Below are 19,497 nucleotides of genomic sequence, written 5' to 3'. Positions count from 1 at the left end.
TTCCGCCGCCGCCACCGATGGCGCCCGCCGGCCCTCCGCCGATGGCTCCAGCAGGTCCCCCCGCGATCGCGGCTCCCGGTCCCGCCGCCCCTGTCGCCGGTCCCGGCCCTCGCCTCGGTCCAGCAGCCGGGCCCCGCGTTGATCTCGCAACGCGAGGTGCCGGTGGCGGGCCGGCTGTAGTGGGCGCCGCGCGGACCACGGCGGTCAATATCGGTGGAGCCGGCAATCGCTACGGCGGTGAGCACGGCTATGGCTATGGCTATGGAGCGCGCGCGGCGGCCTATGCCGGCGCCTACGCAGCCGGCGCCTACACCGGCTACGCCTACGGCGGGGCGCGCTCGAGCTACGATACGAGCGGTGATTGCCGTTACGTTTACAGCCGCCATCGCAGGTACCTGGTCTGCGACTAGCCCTGCGAGCAAGCCTAGATATGAGGCACTCTCGCTGAGGGTGCCGTGCATCCCAGCACCGATCGGATTACGGAACAAGTATGGACAGAACTTTCGGCCTCGCCGCCATTGTCGCAGCGTCAACAGTCGCGGCGATTCTAATCCCTGCCGAGCTGAACGCGACACAGGAATACGCGTTCTGCCGACTAGACTATGACTCGGGGGTGCGCAGCTGCGCATTCGAGACTATCGATCAGTGCGTTTCAGCCATCGCTGGACGCGGCGGTAGCTGCTTTCGTAGCCCCAGCAGCGAGGCGAACGCATCATTTGCCCATGCTCGGAAGATGCATGCTGGTCATCGCCACTGATCTGTCGGCGAGCGGTGGCTTCCGCCATATCGATCTCGATCGATGTCACCGCCATTCAACGCAAGTCAGACCAGGCTGGCATAAGGCTGGACAACATTCCTAACTTCGCTAACTGTTAGGTCTTTGGATCATCAAGAGCAAAAAAATGTTGGACCTCTTGAAGGAGGGTACCGAAGAAAGCTTCGGCGTTATCGAGCGTGAACTGCGGTGCGGCCTGTGGTGCTGGGATCTGCGTGCGAACGCGATGAGGTGGTCGCGCGGGTATTATGATCTTCTGGGTATCGAGCCGGGAATGGTAACACCATCCTTTGCGGCCATTCTCCAAGTGACCCACCCGGATGATCGCAGTGCGCAGGGCGAGGTCGAGCGCGTCATCCAGAAGGCGTCGACCATCAAACGAAGATTTCGCGTGATACGCCGCGGCGGTAACATCGCCTGGATCTATTGCCAGATCATCATCTTCGTCGATCCGGAAGGGGCCGCAGAGAAGGCCATCGGCATCTGCACGGATATCACGGCTCGCGAGGACCAGCTCAACCAGCTGCGGATTGCCGATGAGCGGTACCGTGCCCTGATCAAGGCAGCCGGAGCAGTGGTATGGATCGCCAAATCGGACGGTCGAATCCACGAGTTCGTCAACTGCGACCATGGCAGCCAGGCGGTTGCGTCGCAATCGGGTTGGCTGCAGCTCATTCATCCGGATGACCAGGAGAAGATGATCCGAGTTCGCGACGAGGCAAGCCGGGAAAAGCGTGGCTACGATGTCGTGCACCGTATCATTCAGCCCGATGGCAGTTTCAAATGGAAGCGATCGACCGGACAGCCGGTGCTCGATGATGGAGGAAATATCAAGGAGTGGCTCGGTATCAGTGTTGATCTCGACCGCAATACATCGCGTTCTGGTGCCCACCGCATCACCGGGGCGCAAATCAGGGCCGCACGCGGGCTCTTGCGATGGTCGGTGATGGATCTTGCGCAGGCTGCCGGCACCACGCGTTCGACCATTCGTCGCCTCGAGGAATTGGACGGCGCCCCGTTGCAGAACGATCCGGTGCTTCGCCTGATCGAATCGGCGCTTGCAAGAGCGGGTGTCGAATTCCTGTTTCCAGAAGCAGGCAAGCCTGGCGTGCGTCCTCGCTAAATTGGCACCTCACCTGCACTGATCCAGCAAAATTGGTCGGATATTCGAAGCGCCAACGCTGCATCCCGCAATTCTGGCTTTCCATGGTCGCGACATCGTGCATCGCCAATCGCAATGGCCGCATAAGGCCAACCGCACGGGCCAATTTTGCCTAACAGAAGGTTAGCAGGGTCGGCATTATTGTTCTGCATGTCGGGCTTCGGCAAGGCGTGCGGGCATGATGACACAAATCAATCGGTATCTCGGAATCGACAGGCGCATTCAGCTCCGCACGCTTGAAGAATACGGGGCGTCGATCGGGCGCTTACGCTTTCAAGCAGCTCCGACTGGGCTCGTTGATTAGCCGCTTGATACCGGATTCCCAGTCACGTTTCTCACAATCAGTTTTTTGAAAGGGCATAGCAAATGACGGACTTGCCTGCATGCACCAATTCCGATCAGCACCGCATGGCCAGAATGCGGTTCATGGGAATTACATCCCGCAGCGGGGAACTGTTGCGGGAGTTCTGGGCGATCGCCGAACCTGCCGTCGCGCATATTCTGGACGGCTTCTACCGGCATGTCACGAGCGAGCCTCAGCTTGCCGCGCTGATCGGGAATGATATTCCCCGATTGAAAACGGCCCAGGGTACCCATTGGGCGCGATTGTTCAATGGGCGGTTCGACGATGAATACTTGAAGGGGGTCCGTGCCATCGGCATGGTCCACAACAAGATCGGCTTGGAGCCGCGTTGGTACATCGGCGGATACAACTTTGTCCTGAATGAGCTCGTCGCTCTTGCTGTTCGACGCTACCGCTGGAGGCCAAGGCATCTCAGTGAGGTCTTGAGCGCCGTGAATTGCGCCGTGATGCTCGACATGGAGATCGCCATCTCGGTCTACCAGGAGGCAATGCTTGCCGAGCGGGAAAAGCGTCAGGAGACGATCCGCGCTGCCATTCGAAGCTTTGATGCCCGGATGAAGACGGTGGTGGATACGATCGGTGGTTCGGCTGGCAGTCTTCAGGGCGCAGCCAATGCGCTGGCCGCGAGTTCGTCCCAGTCGACCCAGCAGTCCAGCGCGGTGGCCGCTGCCTCGGAAGAAGCGTCGACGAATGTGCAGGCGGTTGCCGCATCGACCGAGCAACTTACCTCCTCAATTCGGGAGATCGGCCGCCAGGTGTCCGAATCGACGAAGATCGTCCAGACCGCGGTGGAGCAGTCGGCCCGGTCCGGCGACACGGTCCAGAGCCTTGCGAAAGCGGCCCAGCGAATTGGCGATGTGGTGGAACTGATCAGCACCATTGCGGGGCAGACCAATCTGCTCGCCCTCAATGCCACGATCGAAGCGGCGCGGGCGGGCGAGGCCGGCCGAGGCTTCGCCGTCGTAGCCTCCGAGGTCAAAGCCCTGGCGGAGCAGACTGCGAAGGCCACTGGTGAAATCAGTGAGCAGATCCTCTCGATTCAGGCGGCTACGAAGGAGTCGGTCGGGGCCATCCAGGACATCGGCCGAACGATCGGGTCGGTCAGCGAGATCGCCACCGTCATAGCGGCGGCCGTCGAAGAGCAGGGCGTGGCTACCGCCGAGATCGCGCGCAACGTCCAGCAAGCAGCCCAGGGCACGCACGAGGTATCAAGCAACATCACCGGCGTGAGCCAGGTCGCCGCCGAAACCCGGCAGACGGCGGAAAAGCTTCTGAGCGCGTCCGAAGAGCTGTCCATTCAGGCTGCGGCTCTTCGCTCGGAAGTGGAGGCATTCTTTGCCGACATCCGGGCGGCCTAGCATGTCATCAAGGCTTGGCGACACGATGATCGAACCAACGATCGAATTCGAGATCGCGAATGTTGACATGAATAACGGGTTTCCCGCTTCATGCGATACGTGCCGATCTCGTCAGCCTGCGAGCGGCGAAACCGATCGTCAGCGAAGGGTTGAGGTGAACTGGAAGCACCTGCTGCATACGGCGATCGAAAGCAGCGCTCATGGCCTGTGTGTCTTCGACGATCAATCAAGGCTGGTGATAGGGAATGAACAGCACCGCAGCCTCTATTCGCTGGCATCTTCCGAGGTTTCGCCGGGCCGCCCGGTGGAGGATGTTCTCAAGGGCCGCCATGCCCGAGTAGTCGGGGCGAATGCGAATGGCCAGTTGTCCCATTACCTGTCGGCGATACGGCGAGGCGAAGAGTTCCAGACCACGTATGAATTGCAGGATGGGTCGTTCGTCGAGCTCGACATGCATCCCATGTCCGGCGGTGGCTTCGTCGAACGGCACCGGGATGTCACGGAGCTTCGCCTTGCTGAGGTCCGGGCCGAGGAAGCAAGGCAGGAGCTGATCGAGAAGCAGTACGCAATCGATCAGGCCGTCATCGTCGCGATCACCGATATTCGCGGAACGATTACTTACGCCAACGATCGATTTTGCGACATCAGCGGGTACACCCGGGAGGAGCTGGTTGGAAACAACCATCGCCTCCTGAAATCGGGGGTCCATTCGCAGGATATTTTTCGACAGATGTACCGTTGCCTGGCCCGAGGAGGCGTATGGCGGGGCGAGCTTTGCAACAGGGCGAAAAGCGGGCAGCTCTACTGGGTCGACACCGTGATAACGCCCCAGCTCGGCCCGGAAGGGAAGCCGGTCGCCTACATGGCCATTCGGGTCGATATTACCGCGCGAAAGAAGGCCGAGGCGCAGCTCTGTCACGCAGCCCGCCACGATGCGCTGACTGGTCTTCTGAACCGGGCAGCTCTGCTGGAGAGTCTTTCGGAATGGCTTTCCCAAACGCAGGCAAAGCAGCAGACCCTTGTCGTTTACCTGCTTGATCTCGATGGTTTCAAGCATGTGAATGACACGCTTGGACATGCCGCCGGAGATGCATTGCTCAAGCAGCTAAGTGGACGTCTGATCTCGGTTGTTCCGGAGACTGCCCTGATCGCACGTCTGGGCGGGGACGAATTCGCGATCGTGCAGATCAGTGCGGGAGATGAGCGTGAGGAGACCCAAGCGCTCTCGGTCGATCTCCTGCAAACGATCGCCATACCGTTCGCGATAGAGTCGCAGCAGGCGACGGTCGGCGTTAGCATCGGAATATCGATCGCACCGTTGCACGGTCTTACGGCTCCAGAACTCCTCTACAAAGCCGATTTGGCTCTCTATCGGGTCAAATCGGAGGGTCGGAGCGGATATCATGTCTTTGAAGATGAAATGCGCAGCCGCGCGCAAGACCGCAATCAGCTCGTCAATGAGCTACGTGCTTCGGTTGCGCGTGGTGAGTTCGAGTTACACTATCAGACCATCTGCGAGGCAGGATCCCTGCGGCCGCGCAGTGCGGAAGCGTTGGTGCGTTGGCGCCATTCCTCTCGAGGCTTGCTTTATCCAGATGAGTTCATCGGAGTCGCAGAAGAAACCGGGCTCATGGAGGCGTTGGGGCGATGGACCCTGGAAAGGGCCTGCTCGGATGCCGTATCGTGGCCCGGAGAGATCAAGGTGGCGGTCAATTTGTCTCCGGCTCAGTTCCGAGGAGGATTTCTCTTCGACTTGATCATCGGCGTGCTGATGAAAACGGGGCTGCCGCCGCATCGGCTTGAGCTCGAAGTGACGGAATCAATGCTGCTGCAGGACGAAGAAGAGAATCTTCTCTTGTTCCGCCAACTCAAGAACATTGGAGTATCCTTTGCACTGGATGACTTCGGCGTTGGCTATGCGTCGCTCGGTTCCGTCGTGGCATTTCCATTCGACAAACTGAAGGTGGATCGATCGTTTACGAGCGAGCTGCCGAGCAAGCCCGCGAGCAGGGCAGTCGTCGCATCGATTATGACATTGGCCAGGGGGCTCAATGTGCAGGTAACCGCGGAGGGCGTTGAGACGATGGAGCAGCTCCAGTTTTTGCGCAATCAGGGGGTGGATTTCGTTCAGGGCTATCTTCTGGGCAGACCAGTCCCATCCGACGCGCTCGACCTGACTGGGGCACCACTACGTTCCGGTTTGCCGGACGCGAGTTGCTTCAAAAAATGAGGGACGCGCATCGCTGCGCCGTCCGAGTGGCAGCCCGCGGGTATAGGCGTCCCAGGGGGAAGAGCCGCTCCTCCTGCGGGTCCATCAGGTCCTGCATCCGATCCAGCAGCCCCAATTCCAGGGGAGGGGTGGATCGGAACGACACGGCCGGCGGCGTTCGTCTTCAGGTTGCCGAGATCCTTGATCGCCACGGGTCCGTTGCGGGCTCGACGTCGTCGCGCTCGCGAGGGGAATGGGTCGCGAGGGGCAGCGCGTCGGGCCCAGGGCGCGCCGGGTCGGTAGGTCCGGCTAGGAACTCTTGCGAACCGTCGACGCTTGAATCCGCAGGCCAGGGTCGCCGCCGATCGCTGGCCCGCACGGCCCGCCTCCAAGTCCCCATACCCCCCAGGGCGGGCCGTGCTTCACAAGGAGATGCAATTGTCCGAGCCGACGCAGCAAGAGATCAGGGAACGCGCGCACCGCTTGTGGAAGCAGGCCGGTAAGCCCGAAGGCCGCGAAGAAGAGTTTTGGCACGCGGCCGAGCAGGAGTTGCGCAACGAGGACAAGTCCAATACGCAGCGGACGCCGGATACGCTGTGACTGACAAGACCTGCCCATTCTGCCAGGGTCTGGGATGGGTCTGCGAAAACCATCCGCTCCGGGTCTGGAGCGAAAAGCTCGGCGGCTGCCGCTGCGGCGAGGGGATGCCTTGCACCTGCAACACGACCGAAGATCCCGAAACGAGGGTGGTGATCGTCGAAGCCGATACGACGTGGCACTAGGCGGCGCCCGCCGCTGCCATGCTGCTTCGTTGCCGAAGCTCGAGTTTCGCTTCGCCCATCCTCCTGCGAACTGCATCCCAGGGAACAGAATTCGGCTGAAACGATTTGTGTGTCTGAACAGCACGGGTTCTGAACAACCTGTTCCTACGGCAGTGTTTGCAGTGGACGAGCAGCAGAAGATCGAGCGCCAGATCGAATTCGCAACGCGAGCGGCCGCGCTCGTGAAGGACGAGACCACGGGACAGCGCTTCAGAAGCTTCGCGGAAGAACTGAAGCGAAAGCTTTTTCGCATGATGCGGCGCGGCGAGGTCCGCGCGCGTGCGTACGAGCTCTGGGAGCAGGCCGGTCGACCGACCGATCGTGACCTGGACTTCTGGCTCGAAGCTGAGCGGGAAATCGAGGTGGAACGCGAGGAGAGGAAGGGCTCGGGAGCCTGACGGAGCGAAGCCCCCGAGTCTGGCCGGTACCCGGATCGGCCGCAGGCCGCATGTCGGCTTTGCTTTGTCGCTTCCCTGGCGAGAAAGAAAAGAGCCGCCGGGTTCTTCACCCTTGCGGCTTCGAAAAGTCCTTAAGCTGTTGATCGCCTCCGCAGCCGGTGCGTACCGCCGTTACCTTGTTTGCGGCCATGCTTGGTCTTTGTAGGGGCAGGCGCTTGATTCTGCTGTGGCCTGCGTCACACCGTGGATAAGATGATGGCGCGATAGAGCTATCACCGTTGTTTTGCCTCTGAGGCTTCGACTTAAGTAAGGACCGCCCGTCGGGCAAAACAGCCTCTTAGCCCGTCAACCCCTCTCCGCAAAAATATTCCACCTTACCGGAATTCGGATCGTCGTATGTCTCGCCCATCCCGGCTCATCCTTGAGGGGCGATCATGATCGTCATTTTCGCGAGCCGGGCTAGGGCAGCGTCGGGCGCGAAAGCCTAAGGGCAGGGCGGATTGCTTCCGTGAGCCCAAGGCCTCGTGCGGACGAACGGCGCTGACAGGTTCGTCTCGTCTGTAAGTTTCCGGCTGTGTCGACGGGCCGGGCTGCGGCGAACTGGCGGACCGGCTCTCCGGAAACTCGCCGGGGCCCTCTAGGCCCTATTTCCGATGAGGGGCGCGCGACTGCCTTGTAATCCCCCGGGGGTAGCCGAAGTGCCGCGTTGCCGCGGGGGCCGGTGGCTCAGTTGCTGATTCGGAACGCGGCCCAATCTGACCAGTTTTGCAATCTGGACCGTCGCTGTAGGACGAGGCCTCAGGCAGATGCCCCGAGCTAAAGCGCATGCCGCCGCCATCCTGCGGGAATATCACAAAGCCGAGGCGGAATTGATCGGCAAGGCAGTCGTGCTCACGGACGGCAAGGCGGGGACCGTTGAGGAATTACACTTGGACGAGGCGCATGGTTTGCGTCTTTCCATAGCCGGGCATCCCGGCAAATGGCCTGTCTCGACAATCAAGCTGGCGGAGAAGTGACGGGCCTACCGACGGGGCCTCATGGACCTCCGCCGCTGCTGCGTCCATAAGGGCAATCATCAAGATCGCTGCCAATGGTGAGGCCAGAATGCCCCGGGCTTATAGCCATTCGTTCAGGTCTGATTTAGTTCCTGAAGGATCAGATCGCGGTGCGCGACAAATTGCGCTTGAGTGCTGAGGCGCGTCTCCAAGACTGCGCGGGCCAAGCTCGCGTCAGGCCTGTGATCTTCAAGTTCCTCGATACGCTGCTCTTGCTCGAAGACGTTCTGTTCGCCGCGCAACACGTCACGTTCGGCTTGTTCCAGATGATGCAGTTGGCGGGACCGATCCATGGTGGCTCCTCGCCGAGTGGCCGCATCAGGCTGGCCCACGAGCGCGCGCCCGCGATTTGGCTCTGGCAAGTTGCCGTGCCGCTGCCTGCCGTCCCGCATGCGCGTTGTCGCTTCCGGCGCTGAATAGCCTCTTCGAGGTCGCGCGCCTGCGAGCGGGCGCGGCCGAAAAACATCCCCCGCAGATCATCTTGTTCATGCTTTTCGGCCTTGGTCTGCTCCCTGCTCCTGCTCGCTGGGTTCGGTATGTGCAAGCGCGGGCGCAGTTGACTACACATGCTGATATTCGCTGGAACGCTGGCCGTCGCACTCTAGATCGTCACTGGAATTCCCCCGCCTTGGCCTTATTCGCATCGAGAGCTTCGACCATTTCCTCGCGGATGCCTACGAGCAAATGCCCCCGGTTCCCGTCGGGAGCACGCGGGATCAATAATCGAGGGATCATCGACTTTGATCTAGGTCAAAACTGATTGTGACGCGAGGCGAAGGCTCTCTCCAGGTGCCGACCTGTAAGCGCTTGGCATTGGTGCAACGCTCCACGGCACCTCAAGCAACGGAGGAACGCCATGCTTCGATATGTTGTCGCTGCTCTTGCAGCGCTCACTCTGATAGCCGTCAGTCTCGTCCCGGATGATGCATATGCCCGACGCGGCGGCGGTGGTGGGTTCCGCGGTGGCGGAGGCTTCCATGGGGGCGGCATGCGCGCCGGAGGTTTCCATGGCGGTGGCGCGCGTGTCGCTCATGTACGAGGCGGAGGATACCGGGTTGCGGGAGGCCGTTACGGCGTTGCTGGACGGGGTTACGGCTATCGGCCCATACCGGGTCGGCCGGTGGCGCGTACAGCAGTCGCCCGAGGAGTGTACCGCAATGCTGCGTATCGGGGCGCGTACAGGGGCGCGGCCTATGGCTTGGGCGCAGCAGCGGTAGGGGCGGCCGCGGCCGGGGCTTATGGCTATTACGGCGGTTACAACAACTGCACATACGACACTTACGGCAACTACGTCTGCCCAGGTCAGTATCCTTATGGCTATCGGTACTGACGAGATCGATCGAGCGCGGACGGCGCTCCGCTAAAGGCTCTCGCCGCCCGCTCTCTCGTTTGTCGCCGCCCGTTCTTTCCGGCCTAAAAGCGAATTCTTCGGCTAGAGCCTCAAGCTGCTTTTGGCGATGCGCACGGGCGATGGTGGCGTCAATCGCCCCAGACCAACTCGCCGCACTCGCAGGCGCGCAATCTCGGTTTTATTTCATCTCGAGCTCCGCCCGCGTTACTGCGGCAAATCCTTGCAGAGTTTGATCACGATCATGATCATCGAGCCGATTGCGACGACCACCGGGCAGACAAACGGTAACTCTTGGAGCAGGCCGACGACGGCCGCTCGAACACGGGACGATCGTTTCAGCTGCGCGAAACGTAAGCCTGCCACACCCATCGGACATCTCCGTTTGGCCCCCAGCAGCGGCGGTCTGATCTTTAGCGCGAAATGGGGCCGAGCTATTACCAGTTCGGGTGTTCCCTAAAGCAAGGTGAAGGAACCCTTTAGCTCGTAGGGACGCGCGTTGCTGGCAGAACGATCCGCAGCGATGCCGTCGTGATAAGCCACCCGCTTTGATTGGACCCCGCGCACGCCGGGGTCGTTCATGAGCCGAGGCTATTGCTTGTTAGGGATATCGCCGCATGTGGAATTGGATAATGCTCGGGCTGGAAAGCAACCGCGTGATCGGCCTGCGGATCGCGAAGCTGATGCGCGGCGGCGAGGCCGCTCAACGTGAAGCCCAACTGATGGTGGGTGAAAAAATCTTTGCGGCGGCGAAGGCCGGTAAAAGCCTGATGGCTGGCGCATCCGGAGACAAGATTGTTGCGCAATACCGAAGGAAGGTCGCGGCCAATGCCAAACGGCTCAGCCGCAAACAAACACGTCGCAAGCGAGTATCGCGCTGATCCTTCGACGGCACGGCTTACTCGCTCTGCTGCTTGATGGCCCACAGCCGGTAGGCTTACTTCGCCACAGTTGCTCTCGGCTTCGAGGGTGGTGCGATCGAGCAAGACTCGGGTGAAAGCAGCCGCGAGAATGCAGCACTGCGTCTGGCGAGCGGGGCGCAGGCCGCTCCAGCGACGATCAAGAGAACGAGAGATGTGAGCGATCTCACACCGCGATCTCGCGTCCTGGACTAGTCAGGGCTTCGACTCTCCTCGAAGCAACAGAGGTTCGCATGAAGCTCCTGATGATCTCTGCCTTGGCCGCGCTGACAGCTGTCGTCGCCGCGTCGAACATGCCGCGATTGCATCCGTTACCGTTGAATAGCACATCGGGGGCAAGGATGCCTTCGGTGCAAGAGATGCAAAGGCAGGCGCAACAGGGCGGGCTTCCGGTTCAAGACTTCGCAGATCGATCTCTTGTGTTTCCAGGGGGAACGCAGCCGTAGAGACAATCTGCTCTCGCGTCTGATCGAGCTGGACGTCCTGCGCGGCTCGCATGTCCTCGAACAGCCCGCCGTGCGGCTGATCGAGTAGCGCGTGCCCCGCAATTGCTGCACGCGTGGTCTCAAGGACTGAGGAAAACCGGGTTGATCCCGTTGGGATCGCCGGGCAACGCCAGGGATGTAAGCCGGTGGACGTCGGCTTGTAGGATAGCCAGGAGCAGCGCCAGCACGACGGCGATGTAGATGAGCAGGGGCGATGCGCCCTGCCTGCCGGGATCGCGGTTTCGCGGCGGCAGCGCGCGAAAGTGCCACAACCGCGAGATGAATTGCAGATAGGCTTTCGGGCGAAGCTGCATAGCCGGCCTCGGTCCATGAGGCGCCACTGGGGAGACTGCGACCACGCTGGTTGCCATTCAAGGCGCCGCTTGTCGCACCTGGAACCGGATAGAGCTGCGCTCGTTGAGCTGGATCAAAGGGGGGCGTTTTGTCCAAAAGGCCAATGTCGAGGCGCCCGCGTCTTGCCACCGTCCTTCTGACGGCATCGCTGCTTCTCCCGCTGCGGCCCGCGCAGGCGCAACTGGCGGGGCACGGCGGGCCTGTCCGCGCGCTCGCCGTTTCTGTCGATGGCAAGACCGTACTGTCGGGCAGCTTCGACACGGCAGCCATCCGATGGTCCCTCGCCACCGAGTCCGCCGAGCAGGTCCTTCGCTTCCATTCGGGCGCGGTGAACGCGACTGCCTTCCTCGGAGACGGACGCATGGCGACGGCCGGTGTGGACGGCCACATTGCGATCTGGACGCCGGGCCGGCCGCAGCCGGACCGGGTTGTCGAGGGGCATGCGGGACCCATTGTCGGGCTCGCAGTGTCTCCCGATGCATCGAAGCTCGCATCAGCCTCATGGGACCACACCGTGCGGATCTCATCGCTCCCCGACGGCGGGACGCGCGTGCTGCATGGCCACTCGCAAGCTGTGAACGGCGTGGCCTTTGCCCCGGATGGACGATCGCTGGTGAGCGTTGGCTACGACCTGACGGTGCGGCTCTGGCCGCTGCCGGACGGCAGCCCCGAGACCATCGTGATGCCGGCACCGTTGAACGTCGTTGCCATCTCGCCTGATGGCGAAATCGTCACCGGCGCGGCAGATGGCAAGTTGCGCATGATGACTGCCGACGGCCGTGAGACAGGCGAGGTCATGGTCGCCGCCAGGCCGGTCGTGGCCCTGGCGATCTCGCGAGACGGCGCCTTGCTAGCCACGGGGGCAATCGACGGCACCGTCGCGATCATTGATCGCAAGGCGCGCACCGTGATGCGCACGCTCGCTGGGCTCGCCGCGCCGGTCTGGTCGGTTGCGTTCTTGCCCGATGGCGCGACGCTCCTGACGGGCGGGAGTGACGGCAAGATCAGACGCTGGAACGCGCTGACCGGCGCTGTGATCGGGTCGGACGTGCTGGGCACGCCGGCGGATCCGCTCGCGGCCTATGCCGGCGATCACGGCGCCGAAATCTTCAGGGCTTGCGTGGCCTGCCATACCTTGTCGGAAACCGAGGTCCAGCGTGCCGGGCCGACGCTTGCGGGGCTGTTCGGCCGGAAGATCGCCTCGCTGCCGGGTTATCGCTTCTCCGACGCGCTCAAAGCCATGGATATCGTCTGGACGCCGGAGACCGTCTCAAAACTGTTCGAGATCGGGCCGAACGCCTACACGCCCGGCACCAAGATGCCGGAGCAGCACATCGGTTCGGCCGAGGATCGCCGCGCGCTCACGGACTTTCTGGCCCGGGCGACGTCGAAATAGCTGGCAGCAACGCTCTAATACCCCGGCCATTGCTCCACGGGAATATTTGTCAGCTCCGGCTTCTCATTGAGCATGCGGGCGACGTCGGTGCTGGGATGCTCCTTGAGCCGGCGAGACAGCCACTTGATCTTCTACCCATCATGAAACGAGCCATGCTTCTAGTCCTTGTTCTCGCGTTGGCGCAGATAGTCGTCTGTCGTCCGTGGCGGCGGGCGCTTCGGAACATCCTGGATCGGATCGAACTGCTGTTCGCTCATGACGATGACGCGACAATCAGCGCACATCCGCAAGGCCTCGGTCCGGCGGTCCCCGCTGGGATACATCCAGTGCCGTCCCTCGAGCTTTGTCGCGATCCGATCGATCGTGCTCCTGACGCCGAAAGGCGTGCCGCAGCGAACGCACAGGGCCGGTTCTTCCTCCTTGATCACCCGCGCCGGCGCGCGCCTCGCCCGGAAGTCGATCTGCGGGGTGAGCGTGATGACTTTCTCGGGGCACGTGCTCTGGCACAGGCCGCACTGCACGCAGGCGTCCTCGACGAATTTCAGGACGGGACGCTCGGGATCGGCGCGAAGCGCGCCGGTGGGGCAGGCCGAAACGCAGGACAGGCACAGCGTGCAACCGCTGGTGTCAACCGTGACCGCGCCGATCGGCGCGCCCTCGGGCAAGGCGATCACGTCGACCGGCCTGGGCGCGAGGCGATGCAATTCACTGAGGCCAAAGCGAAGCAGATCGCCGCGCTTGCCGACCGTCCGGAAGGTTGCTGGAGTGGCGAGCCCGGCGAGGGGACCAACCTCTGTGAGTCGTTCAGCCAGAATGTCGGGATCGTCTGTTTCGATCGTGGCCACGCGGCCACCGTCGAATCCGAGACCGTCAAGAATCGTCTCGGCCATGGCGATCGTCTGCAACAACCCGGTGATGTCGTGTCGCGGCTTGGCGCGCACCAGGAGCCGCACGGCCGCCGCGCCATACGCGAATGCGCCGACGAGGGCCTCCAGGCCGACCTGCGTCAGCTCGTTGAGGGCGAGGGGAAGCACGTTGGCCGGCAATCCGTCGCCATGACGGGCGAGCGCATCGATCAGCGGCGTACCGTGGCCGCTGTCGTGCAGCAGCAGGTTCGGATCCGCGCCGCCGGCCTCGCGATAGGCGAGCAACATGGCGCGAAGGATCTGCAACTGGGTGTCGGCGGGTGGCAGTGCGTAGGACGCTGCCCCCGTCGGGCAGGCGGCCGCGCATTGCCCGCAACCTGCGCAGACATCTGCGTTGACGGCGACATGGTCGCCGTTCGGCGTGATCGCGCCGGTCGGGCAGAGATCGAGGCAGCGATGGCATCCGGTCAGCTTCGAGCGCGAATGCGCGCACAGGCTGGGTGTGAAGTCGACATATCTCGGCTTGTCGAAACTCCCGACGAGATCGCGAGCGGTCAGCACGGCGCGCAGCACGGCCGCGGGATCGCGCGGATCCGCACGGAGATAGCCGTCCCGCAGGTCGGGCGCAGGGAATAGCGGTGGATCGCCGGAGAGGTCGAGCACGAGATCGCAGCGCGAGGTCGCCCCGCTGCGCGGGGTTTCGAACACGAAGCGGTCGCGCGAAGACGGGCGCGGCTGCGCGTAGTCATCGATCGTGAGCTCGAAGGCGCCAAAATGGCCCCGCGCGTTGCGGACCGTGCCCTTCACGATCGGGAACACCGCCGCGGCAGGCGGCGTCACGTCTGCCGGCTGCTTGAGCATGACCGTGACATCGAGATGGTCGGCGAGCAGCCGCCCGGCTTCGATCGCAGCCTCGTCGCGCCCATAGATCAGGATGATGCCGTCACCCGATAATGTGAGCAGCGGATAATCCGGTGCGGGAATCTCGGCCGCCGCAAGCAGCGCCGCCATCTTCGCGCCGGCATTCGCGCCGTCGCGAGACCAGCCGGCCGTCTCGCGGATGTTGACGAAGCTGATTCCGCCGGGGCGTTCGCCTGCCTCAGCGGTGAACTGCGCAGCCTGCTGCGTGCAGGCGACCGTCAGCGGCCCTTCGGCTTTTGCCGCGTTGCGGAAATGCTCGAGCTCCGCGCCGCAGAGATGACGATAGTTCCTGATCTCGCAGTTGGAGCATCCGCGCCGGATCGTGGCCACGTCAAGGCGCATCGTGTCTTCACACGAGCAGATCAGGACGGTTTTCGCTGGCTGCTCCAGGTCAATCCCTCCGCCAGTGCGGCGCCGACTTGCGGACTCGCGCCATTTCTGCACCTCGTATAGATATTCACTATCGGGAAGAAAAGGAAAGTGGAGGACGGCCTTGCGGTCGACCCCAACGAGCCACGTCTCCCTGGCGGAGCCGGTCCAGCTGCCGCCGCCTTTCACGCTCGTCCGCTTGCGTGAGAGCGGAGACGCCTTTGCCCACGCTTGCCGCATTGCACCCAAGAGCGGTGCTGGCACGCTGGTGTATGTCGGGCGGTTTGATCTTGCCGAATTCGCCGTGGTGCTCGAGCCGGGCGAACAGTTGAGAACCGCTCGGCGCGCCTTCTACGCCGGCATGGTCGCGCTCACCGATGCCCTTCGCGCCTACGCGCCGCCGAACAAGACCGTCGCGATCGGCTGGCCCGACGCCGTCGAGATCGATGGCGGGCTGGTCGGCGGTGCGCGGATGGGATGGCCGTCGCCCGTGCGCGAGGACGAGGCCCCGGCATGGCTGGTGTTCGGCGCCATGATCCGGACCGTCGCAATGGGCGACCAAGGGCCCGGTATTCATCCGCTCGCGTCCGCGCTGGATGAGGAGGGGTTTGGCGAAGCCGGAGCCGCGGAGGTGACCGAGAGTTTTGCACGGCACCTGATGCGGGTGATCGATAGTTGGCAGGTCGATGGCTTTGATAGTGTCGCACGCGATTATCTCAGCCGGGTTCCCCGTGAGCGGCGGACTGTCCTAGAGATCGACGAGAACGGAGATCTCCTCACGCGCGGCGTCGGAACCGACAGGGTCGAGCGGAGCGAGCTCGTCAAGGCGCTCGCCAGCCCCTGCTGGCTCGATCCCAAACTCGGGGGGCCGCGGCTATGAAACTGCTGCGCACCATCGCGCTCGATCCCTCCGATACCTTCGTCTTCGATGCGGCGGCAGAGCCCGGCGAATGGGCCGTCTCAGGCGTGTTCCGCTTCTGCGACCAGGATCCCGCGACGCTGACCGGCAAGACGCGCGCGGCGTTTCGCAGCGGCTTCCTCGGGGTGCAATCCTGGGGCTGGTCGACGCTGGCGCAGATTGTGCCGGCAACCGAGAGCGATTGCCGGGCGCTGATCGAGCTCCTTGCCGGCCAACTCATCGATCGTTTCGGCGCGCCGGATTCGGCAAGCGCGCGGATGGCTGCCGAAGAGGAGGTTGCCTTTGTGCAGTCGCTCTGCATGCATCCGATCAGTTCGCTCATTGCCGTCCACCGCTCGGTGAGCGACGGCGAGGTCCGCGAATCGTTCCGCAGGCTGCAGCTGCGGCAAGGGCAGGGGCACAGCAAGGCGTTCTCGTTCATGGAAGTCGAGGAGGATGTCGAACCCGACAGCAATATCAGGCTTGCCGATATGAGCCGGGAGCCGCAGCACCGATGAACGATTTCTGGATCGCGTGCGGCCACCATCTGCTCGATCGCAATGAGAGCGGCGGGCTTTGCGTCACCGACGAGTTCCTGAAGGCCTATTTTGCCCGTCCCGAGCTGATTCCGCCGGACGAAGCATGCCCGGTCGAGCGGCGGCTGCACCGGACGCTGCTCGCCGCCCCCCGCCGGCCGGTCGACGCCGACGAGGTTGCAGCAATTATCGACGCGGATGCCCGTGAGAACTGGCGGTTCGTGCTCGCCTTTCGCGATCTCCTGGTGCGGCATCCGACGCTCGAGGCCGCCTATGTTGCAGCCGTCCGGTCGCGGTCCAATGATCTGCCGCCGCTGTTCGTCAATCAACTCGTGCATGTGATCCTGCGCAATGCGCTCGATGGCTGCGACGATCCTTTCGTGCTGCGCGCCGCCGAGCTGTTCTTCCGCCCGCAGCGTATCCTGCCGCATGAGCAGGTCCTGCTGCTCGGAGACGAAGAGGTTGTCGGCGCGCAGAGCCCGACCCCGGTGCTGTCGCTGATGTCAATGCTGGGGGCAGCGACCGATGCCCAGCTCGACGTCCTCAGCACGGACAATGCCGACGACTATTGGCACCGAAGCGACGATTTCGACATGGCGTTCGATCTCACCGCGGGGGAGCGCGGGCCGAGGGCGCTGGCGCAGGCGATGACGTGCTGGATATCCCATCTGCTCGGGCTCGACGTCGAGATTGAGCCGCTGCGCGAATTGCGTGATGCGCGGCTCACCTGGTATGTCGGGCTCGACGCCGATGCGACCAGGCTGGGTGACCGTCTCTGGCACGGGGAGCAACTCGATGACCGCAGCGCCAGCCGTGTGCTATCATTGTTCCGCCTGACGTTTGCGGACAAGAGTGCGGCCGCGGACGAGATTCAGGGCGAGCCGATCTATCTCATTCTGTCGATGAACTCCGATCGGAAGCTCCGGATGAAGCCGCAGAATTTGCTGACGGGGTTGCCGATCAAACATCTGGAGATGGCGACATGAGACCGGCTGCGCTGCCGCTCGTGCGCATTCCCGTCGGCGTCGTGGTCGAGCGGCACAAGGCGGCCTCGCCGTGGACGGACTTTGTCTGGCGCGCTGTCGCCGTGCTGCCGGACGAGCCGGAGACAAGGTCCTGGACGGTGCTCCGTGAAGAGGGAGGCGGGACACTGTTTTATGCCGGCAGCGCGATGGTCGATCTCTACAGTTCCGAGACCGCGCGCTATCGCGATAACCTCGCGTCAGGGAGTCCGAGCATCTGGACAGTGTTGTCGCCTGCCGAAGGCGCCTGGCCCTATTCGGTGGCTGCCGTCACCGCCGATCCTGCCGAAGGCGAAGCGTTCACCGAGGCCGCTGACAATCTGGTCGAGGCCGTTCCAATGCCGGAGGTGCTGCGCGAGCACATTGAAAGCTTCGTTGCCGAGCACCACGTCGAACGGGAGTTCTTCAAACGCCAGCGGCGGCAGGCCGATCCGGAGGCGCTCGCACGCCGGCAGCATGAAGGCGGACACAAATGAGCGAGGACAAGTTCCTGGCGCGCTGGTCCAGGCTCAAGCAGGAGGCAAACGCGAGCGCTGCGCAACCGCATCCGGCAATGAATGACAAGGCCCAGTCGGCCCCGCCGCGCGCTGCGAAAGACGAAGAGGTGGAGTTCGACCTCTCGAGCCTGCCTTCGATCGACTCGATCACATCAGCGACCGATATCAAGGCGTTCTTGCGCGAAGGGATACCGCAGGACCTGACACGTGCGGCGCTTCGCCGCGCCTGGAGCGCTGATCCCGCCATACGCGACTTCGTGGGACTTGCCGAAAACGCATGGGACTTCAACGACCCCTCCGCAATGCCGGGCTTTGGGCCGCTGGATTGTTCGGAAGCAGAACTGGCTGCGTTCGTGGAGAGAATCATCGGCGGCATCAGCAAGTCGGCCGAGGCGCTGGTTGACGTCGCGGATTCGTCGCCGGAACCGCGCGAGGTCGAGAGATCAAGTGTCGAGATCGTCGCCGAAGACGAAGCGCGTATCGAGCCCGCGGACGCTTCTGCTGCAACGCAACGAACGGTTGCCGAGAGCACTGGAAGCGAACAGCCGTCGATCCCTCGCCGCCCCCATGGCGGCGCACTGCCTAGCTAGGTCTACTCGACGAAAGAGACTATGGGAGGCGATTGACCCTCGGTTCCGCCGGGACTAGGCTTCGCCTAGCGCTTTGTAGGAAAAGAAAAATCAGCACCTGGGACTTGGATGGGAGGTCCATGTGGGTGATGATGATGGCCTGGAACGAGCCATTTGCGCCGCTGGCGGCGTTGCCGGGCTTGCGCGCAAAATCGGCGTCAGCCAACCCTCCGTTTCGAACTGGACGAAGGTGCCCGCACAACGGGTGATCGCGGTCGAAGCGGCCACTGGCGTATCGCGCAATGATCTGCGGCCTGATCTGTACACGGAGCCGCTTTTGTCCGAAGTTCCGATCGATCCCGTTGATGCGGCGCGTGCGCAGGAATATCTGCTGCTCGCTACCCTCTTGTCCGCAGCACCGTCAGGAAAGTTGCTCGCTCAACTGTCCGCATTGACTGGTGATGCGACGCCGCTCGGGCGCGCACATGCCGCGCTGGCGGCAGCCGCCGACAATGCCGTCGCCGCGAAGGTCGAACGCGAATATTTCGATCTGTTCACAGGCCTCGGCCGCGGCGAGTTCTTGCCCTACGCCTCCTACTACCTGACGGGATTCCTCAACGAGCGGCCGCTGTCGCGCCTGCGCGCCGATCTCGCTGCGCTTGGGATCGAGCGCGTCGCGAACAATCCGGAGCCGGAGGATCACGCGGCCATCCTGTGCGAGATCATGGCAGGGCTCGCGGGAGGCCGCTTCGCGGCGACGTCCGACTCGCAGCGCGACTTCTTCGAGAAGCACATCGTGCCGTGGATGGGGCGGCTGTTTGCCGACATCGAGCATGCGGAGAGCGCCATCTTCTATCGTGCGGTCGGCGCGCTCGGCCGCGCCTTTGTCGAGATCGAGACGGAAGCATTCACGTTCGCCAACTGATCTGCACCTGCAGGTCCAGGAGAGGATGCGATGAGTGAAGACAGGAAAACCACAGTCGGGCGCCGCGCCTTCCTGCGCAAGGTCGGCGTCGGCACGGTGGGCGCCGGCGCGACGCTTGCGACACCGCTGGTCGGGTCCGCGCAGGCCGATAGCGAAACCAACGATGAAAAGCGCAAGGCGCGCTACAAGGAAACCGATCACGTGAAGGCGTTCTATCGCGTCAATCGTTATCCGGCCAAGGGAGGTTGA

The 19,497-nt window shown here is 63.0% G+C and carries 22 protein-coding genes; 18 read left to right on the top strand and 4 right to left on the bottom strand.

The window, feature by feature from the left end; all coding sequences use genetic code 11:
• Positions 1–41: 41 nt before the first annotated feature.
• The 9 genes from ACRQ5Q_RS35635 to ACRQ5Q_RS35595 all read left to right on the top strand — a co-directional run bounded on the left by ACRQ5Q_RS35635 (position 42) and on the right by ACRQ5Q_RS35595 (position 8,103).
• Complete coding sequence (locus ACRQ5Q_RS35635; protein ID WP_439394584.1) at positions 42–410, top strand: hypothetical protein; 369 nt, start codon at positions 42–44, stop codon at positions 408–410.
• Positions 411–490: 80 nt separating this feature from the next.
• A complete protein-coding gene (locus tag ACRQ5Q_RS35630; protein WP_439370281.1) occupies positions 491–757 on the top strand; it encodes a DUF3551 domain-containing protein in 267 nt (88 codons plus the stop codon).
• A gap of 145 nt (positions 758–902) precedes the next feature.
• Entirely contained in the window at positions 903–1,898 is a 996-nt protein-coding gene (locus ACRQ5Q_RS35625; RefSeq protein ID WP_439370280.1) for a PAS domain-containing protein, read from the top strand.
• A 405-nt stretch (positions 1,899–2,303) separates the two neighbouring features.
• On the top strand, positions 2,304–3,659 hold the full coding sequence (locus ACRQ5Q_RS35620) for a protoglobin domain-containing protein (RefSeq protein ID WP_439394582.1): 1,356 nt from the start codon (positions 2,304–2,306) through the stop codon (positions 3,657–3,659).
• 1 nt (position 3,660) lies between these two features.
• Positions 3,661–5,889 carry an EAL domain-containing protein gene (locus ACRQ5Q_RS35615; RefSeq protein ID WP_439394580.1) on the top strand — a complete coding sequence of 743 codons (2,229 nt, stop codon included), beginning with the start codon at positions 3,661–3,663 and terminating at the stop codon, positions 5,887–5,889.
• Positions 5,890–6,306: 417 nt separating this feature from the next.
• A complete protein-coding gene (locus tag ACRQ5Q_RS35610) occupies positions 6,307–6,468 on the top strand; it encodes a DUF2934 domain-containing protein (protein WP_439370277.1) in 162 nt (53 codons plus the stop codon).
• On the top strand, positions 6,465–6,650 hold the full coding sequence (locus ACRQ5Q_RS35605; protein ID WP_283024385.1) for a hypothetical protein: 186 nt from the start codon (positions 6,465–6,467) through the stop codon (positions 6,648–6,650). Before ACRQ5Q_RS35610 ends, ACRQ5Q_RS35605 begins: the two co-directional genes overlap by 4 nt.
• A gap of 29 nt (positions 6,651–6,679) precedes the next feature.
• Entirely contained in the window at positions 6,680–7,087 is a 408-nt protein-coding gene (locus ACRQ5Q_RS35600) for a DUF2934 domain-containing protein (protein ID WP_439394579.1), read from the top strand.
• An 806-nt stretch (positions 7,088–7,893) separates the two neighbouring features.
• Positions 7,894–8,103, top strand: coding sequence for a PRC-barrel domain-containing protein (locus ACRQ5Q_RS35595; protein WP_439394577.1), 210 nt, complete (start codon positions 7,894–7,896; stop codon positions 8,101–8,103).
• Positions 8,104–8,216: 113 nt separating this feature from the next.
• Here the strand turns inward: ACRQ5Q_RS35595 and ACRQ5Q_RS35590 are convergent, their stop codons facing one another.
• Positions 8,217–8,435 carry a hypothetical protein gene (locus ACRQ5Q_RS35590; protein ID WP_439370275.1) on the bottom strand — a complete coding sequence of 73 codons (219 nt, stop codon included), beginning with the start codon at positions 8,433–8,435 and terminating at the stop codon, positions 8,217–8,219.
• 1,262 nt (positions 8,436–9,697) lie between these two features.
• Positions 9,698–9,862 carry a hypothetical protein gene (locus ACRQ5Q_RS35585; protein ID WP_439370274.1) on the bottom strand — a complete coding sequence of 55 codons (165 nt, stop codon included), beginning with the start codon at positions 9,860–9,862 and terminating at the stop codon, positions 9,698–9,700.
• Between the two features lie 260 nt (positions 9,863–10,122).
• Here ACRQ5Q_RS35585 and ACRQ5Q_RS35580 point away from each other — a divergent pair, with 260 nt between their 5' ends.
• Positions 10,123–10,371: a hypothetical protein gene (locus tag ACRQ5Q_RS35580; protein ID WP_439370273.1), complete on the top strand. Its 249-nt coding sequence runs from the start codon at positions 10,123–10,125 to the stop codon at positions 10,369–10,371.
• Between the two features lie 604 nt (positions 10,372–10,975).
• On the opposite strand, the gene ACRQ5Q_RS35575 is transcribed toward ACRQ5Q_RS35580, so the two are convergent.
• Complete coding sequence (locus ACRQ5Q_RS35575) at positions 10,976–11,209, bottom strand: hypothetical protein (RefSeq protein ID WP_439370272.1); 234 nt, start codon at positions 11,207–11,209, stop codon at positions 10,976–10,978.
• Between the two features lie 143 nt (positions 11,210–11,352).
• Here ACRQ5Q_RS35575 and ACRQ5Q_RS35570 point away from each other — a divergent pair, with 143 nt between their 5' ends.
• Entirely contained in the window at positions 11,353–12,645 is a 1,293-nt protein-coding gene (locus tag ACRQ5Q_RS35570; RefSeq protein ID WP_439394576.1) for a c-type cytochrome, read from the top strand.
• Positions 12,646–12,803: 158 nt separating this feature from the next.
• Here the strand turns inward: ACRQ5Q_RS35570 and ACRQ5Q_RS35565 are convergent, their stop codons facing one another.
• Positions 12,804–14,774, bottom strand: a complete 1,971-nt coding sequence (locus ACRQ5Q_RS35565; RefSeq protein ID WP_439394574.1) for a 4Fe-4S binding protein — start codon at positions 14,772–14,774, stop codon at positions 12,804–12,806.
• Between the two features lie 151 nt (positions 14,775–14,925).
• Between ACRQ5Q_RS35565 and ACRQ5Q_RS35560 the strand changes: the two genes are divergently transcribed.
• From ACRQ5Q_RS35560 to ACRQ5Q_RS35530, 7 genes are all read left to right on the top strand, one after another.
• Entirely contained in the window at positions 14,926–15,681 is a 756-nt protein-coding gene (locus tag ACRQ5Q_RS35560) for a biotin/lipoate--protein ligase family protein (protein WP_439394573.1), read from the top strand.
• On the top strand, positions 15,678–16,217 hold the full coding sequence (locus ACRQ5Q_RS35555) for a DUF6505 family protein (RefSeq protein WP_439370268.1): 540 nt from the start codon (positions 15,678–15,680) through the stop codon (positions 16,215–16,217). Before ACRQ5Q_RS35560 ends, ACRQ5Q_RS35555 begins: the two co-directional genes overlap by 4 nt.
• Positions 16,214–17,221, top strand: coding sequence for a DUF6352 family protein (locus tag ACRQ5Q_RS35550; protein WP_439394571.1), 1,008 nt, complete (start codon positions 16,214–16,216; stop codon positions 17,219–17,221). Before ACRQ5Q_RS35555 ends, ACRQ5Q_RS35550 begins: the two co-directional genes overlap by 4 nt.
• Entirely contained in the window at positions 17,218–17,733 is a 516-nt protein-coding gene (locus tag ACRQ5Q_RS35545; RefSeq protein WP_439394569.1) for a DUF3305 domain-containing protein, read from the top strand. Before ACRQ5Q_RS35550 ends, ACRQ5Q_RS35545 begins: the two co-directional genes overlap by 4 nt.
• Complete coding sequence (locus tag ACRQ5Q_RS35540; RefSeq protein ID WP_439394567.1) at positions 17,730–18,344, top strand: DUF3306 domain-containing protein; 615 nt, start codon at positions 17,730–17,732, stop codon at positions 18,342–18,344. Before ACRQ5Q_RS35545 ends, ACRQ5Q_RS35540 begins: the two co-directional genes overlap by 4 nt.
• 121 nt (positions 18,345–18,465) lie before the next feature.
• Positions 18,466–19,248: a molecular chaperone TorD family protein gene (locus tag ACRQ5Q_RS35535; protein ID WP_439394565.1), complete on the top strand. Its 783-nt coding sequence runs from the start codon at positions 18,466–18,468 to the stop codon at positions 19,246–19,248.
• A gap of 30 nt (positions 19,249–19,278) precedes the next feature.
• Entirely contained in the window at positions 19,279–19,497 is a 219-nt protein-coding gene (locus ACRQ5Q_RS35530) for a twin-arginine translocation signal domain-containing protein (RefSeq protein WP_183244631.1), read from the top strand.

Origin of the sequence: Bradyrhizobium sp. PMVTL-01, from assembly GCF_051861855.1 — a bacterium.
Lineage (GTDB): Bacteria > Pseudomonadota > Alphaproteobacteria > Rhizobiales > Xanthobacteraceae > Bradyrhizobium.
This window is presented reverse-complemented; position numbering and strand designations above follow the sequence as displayed.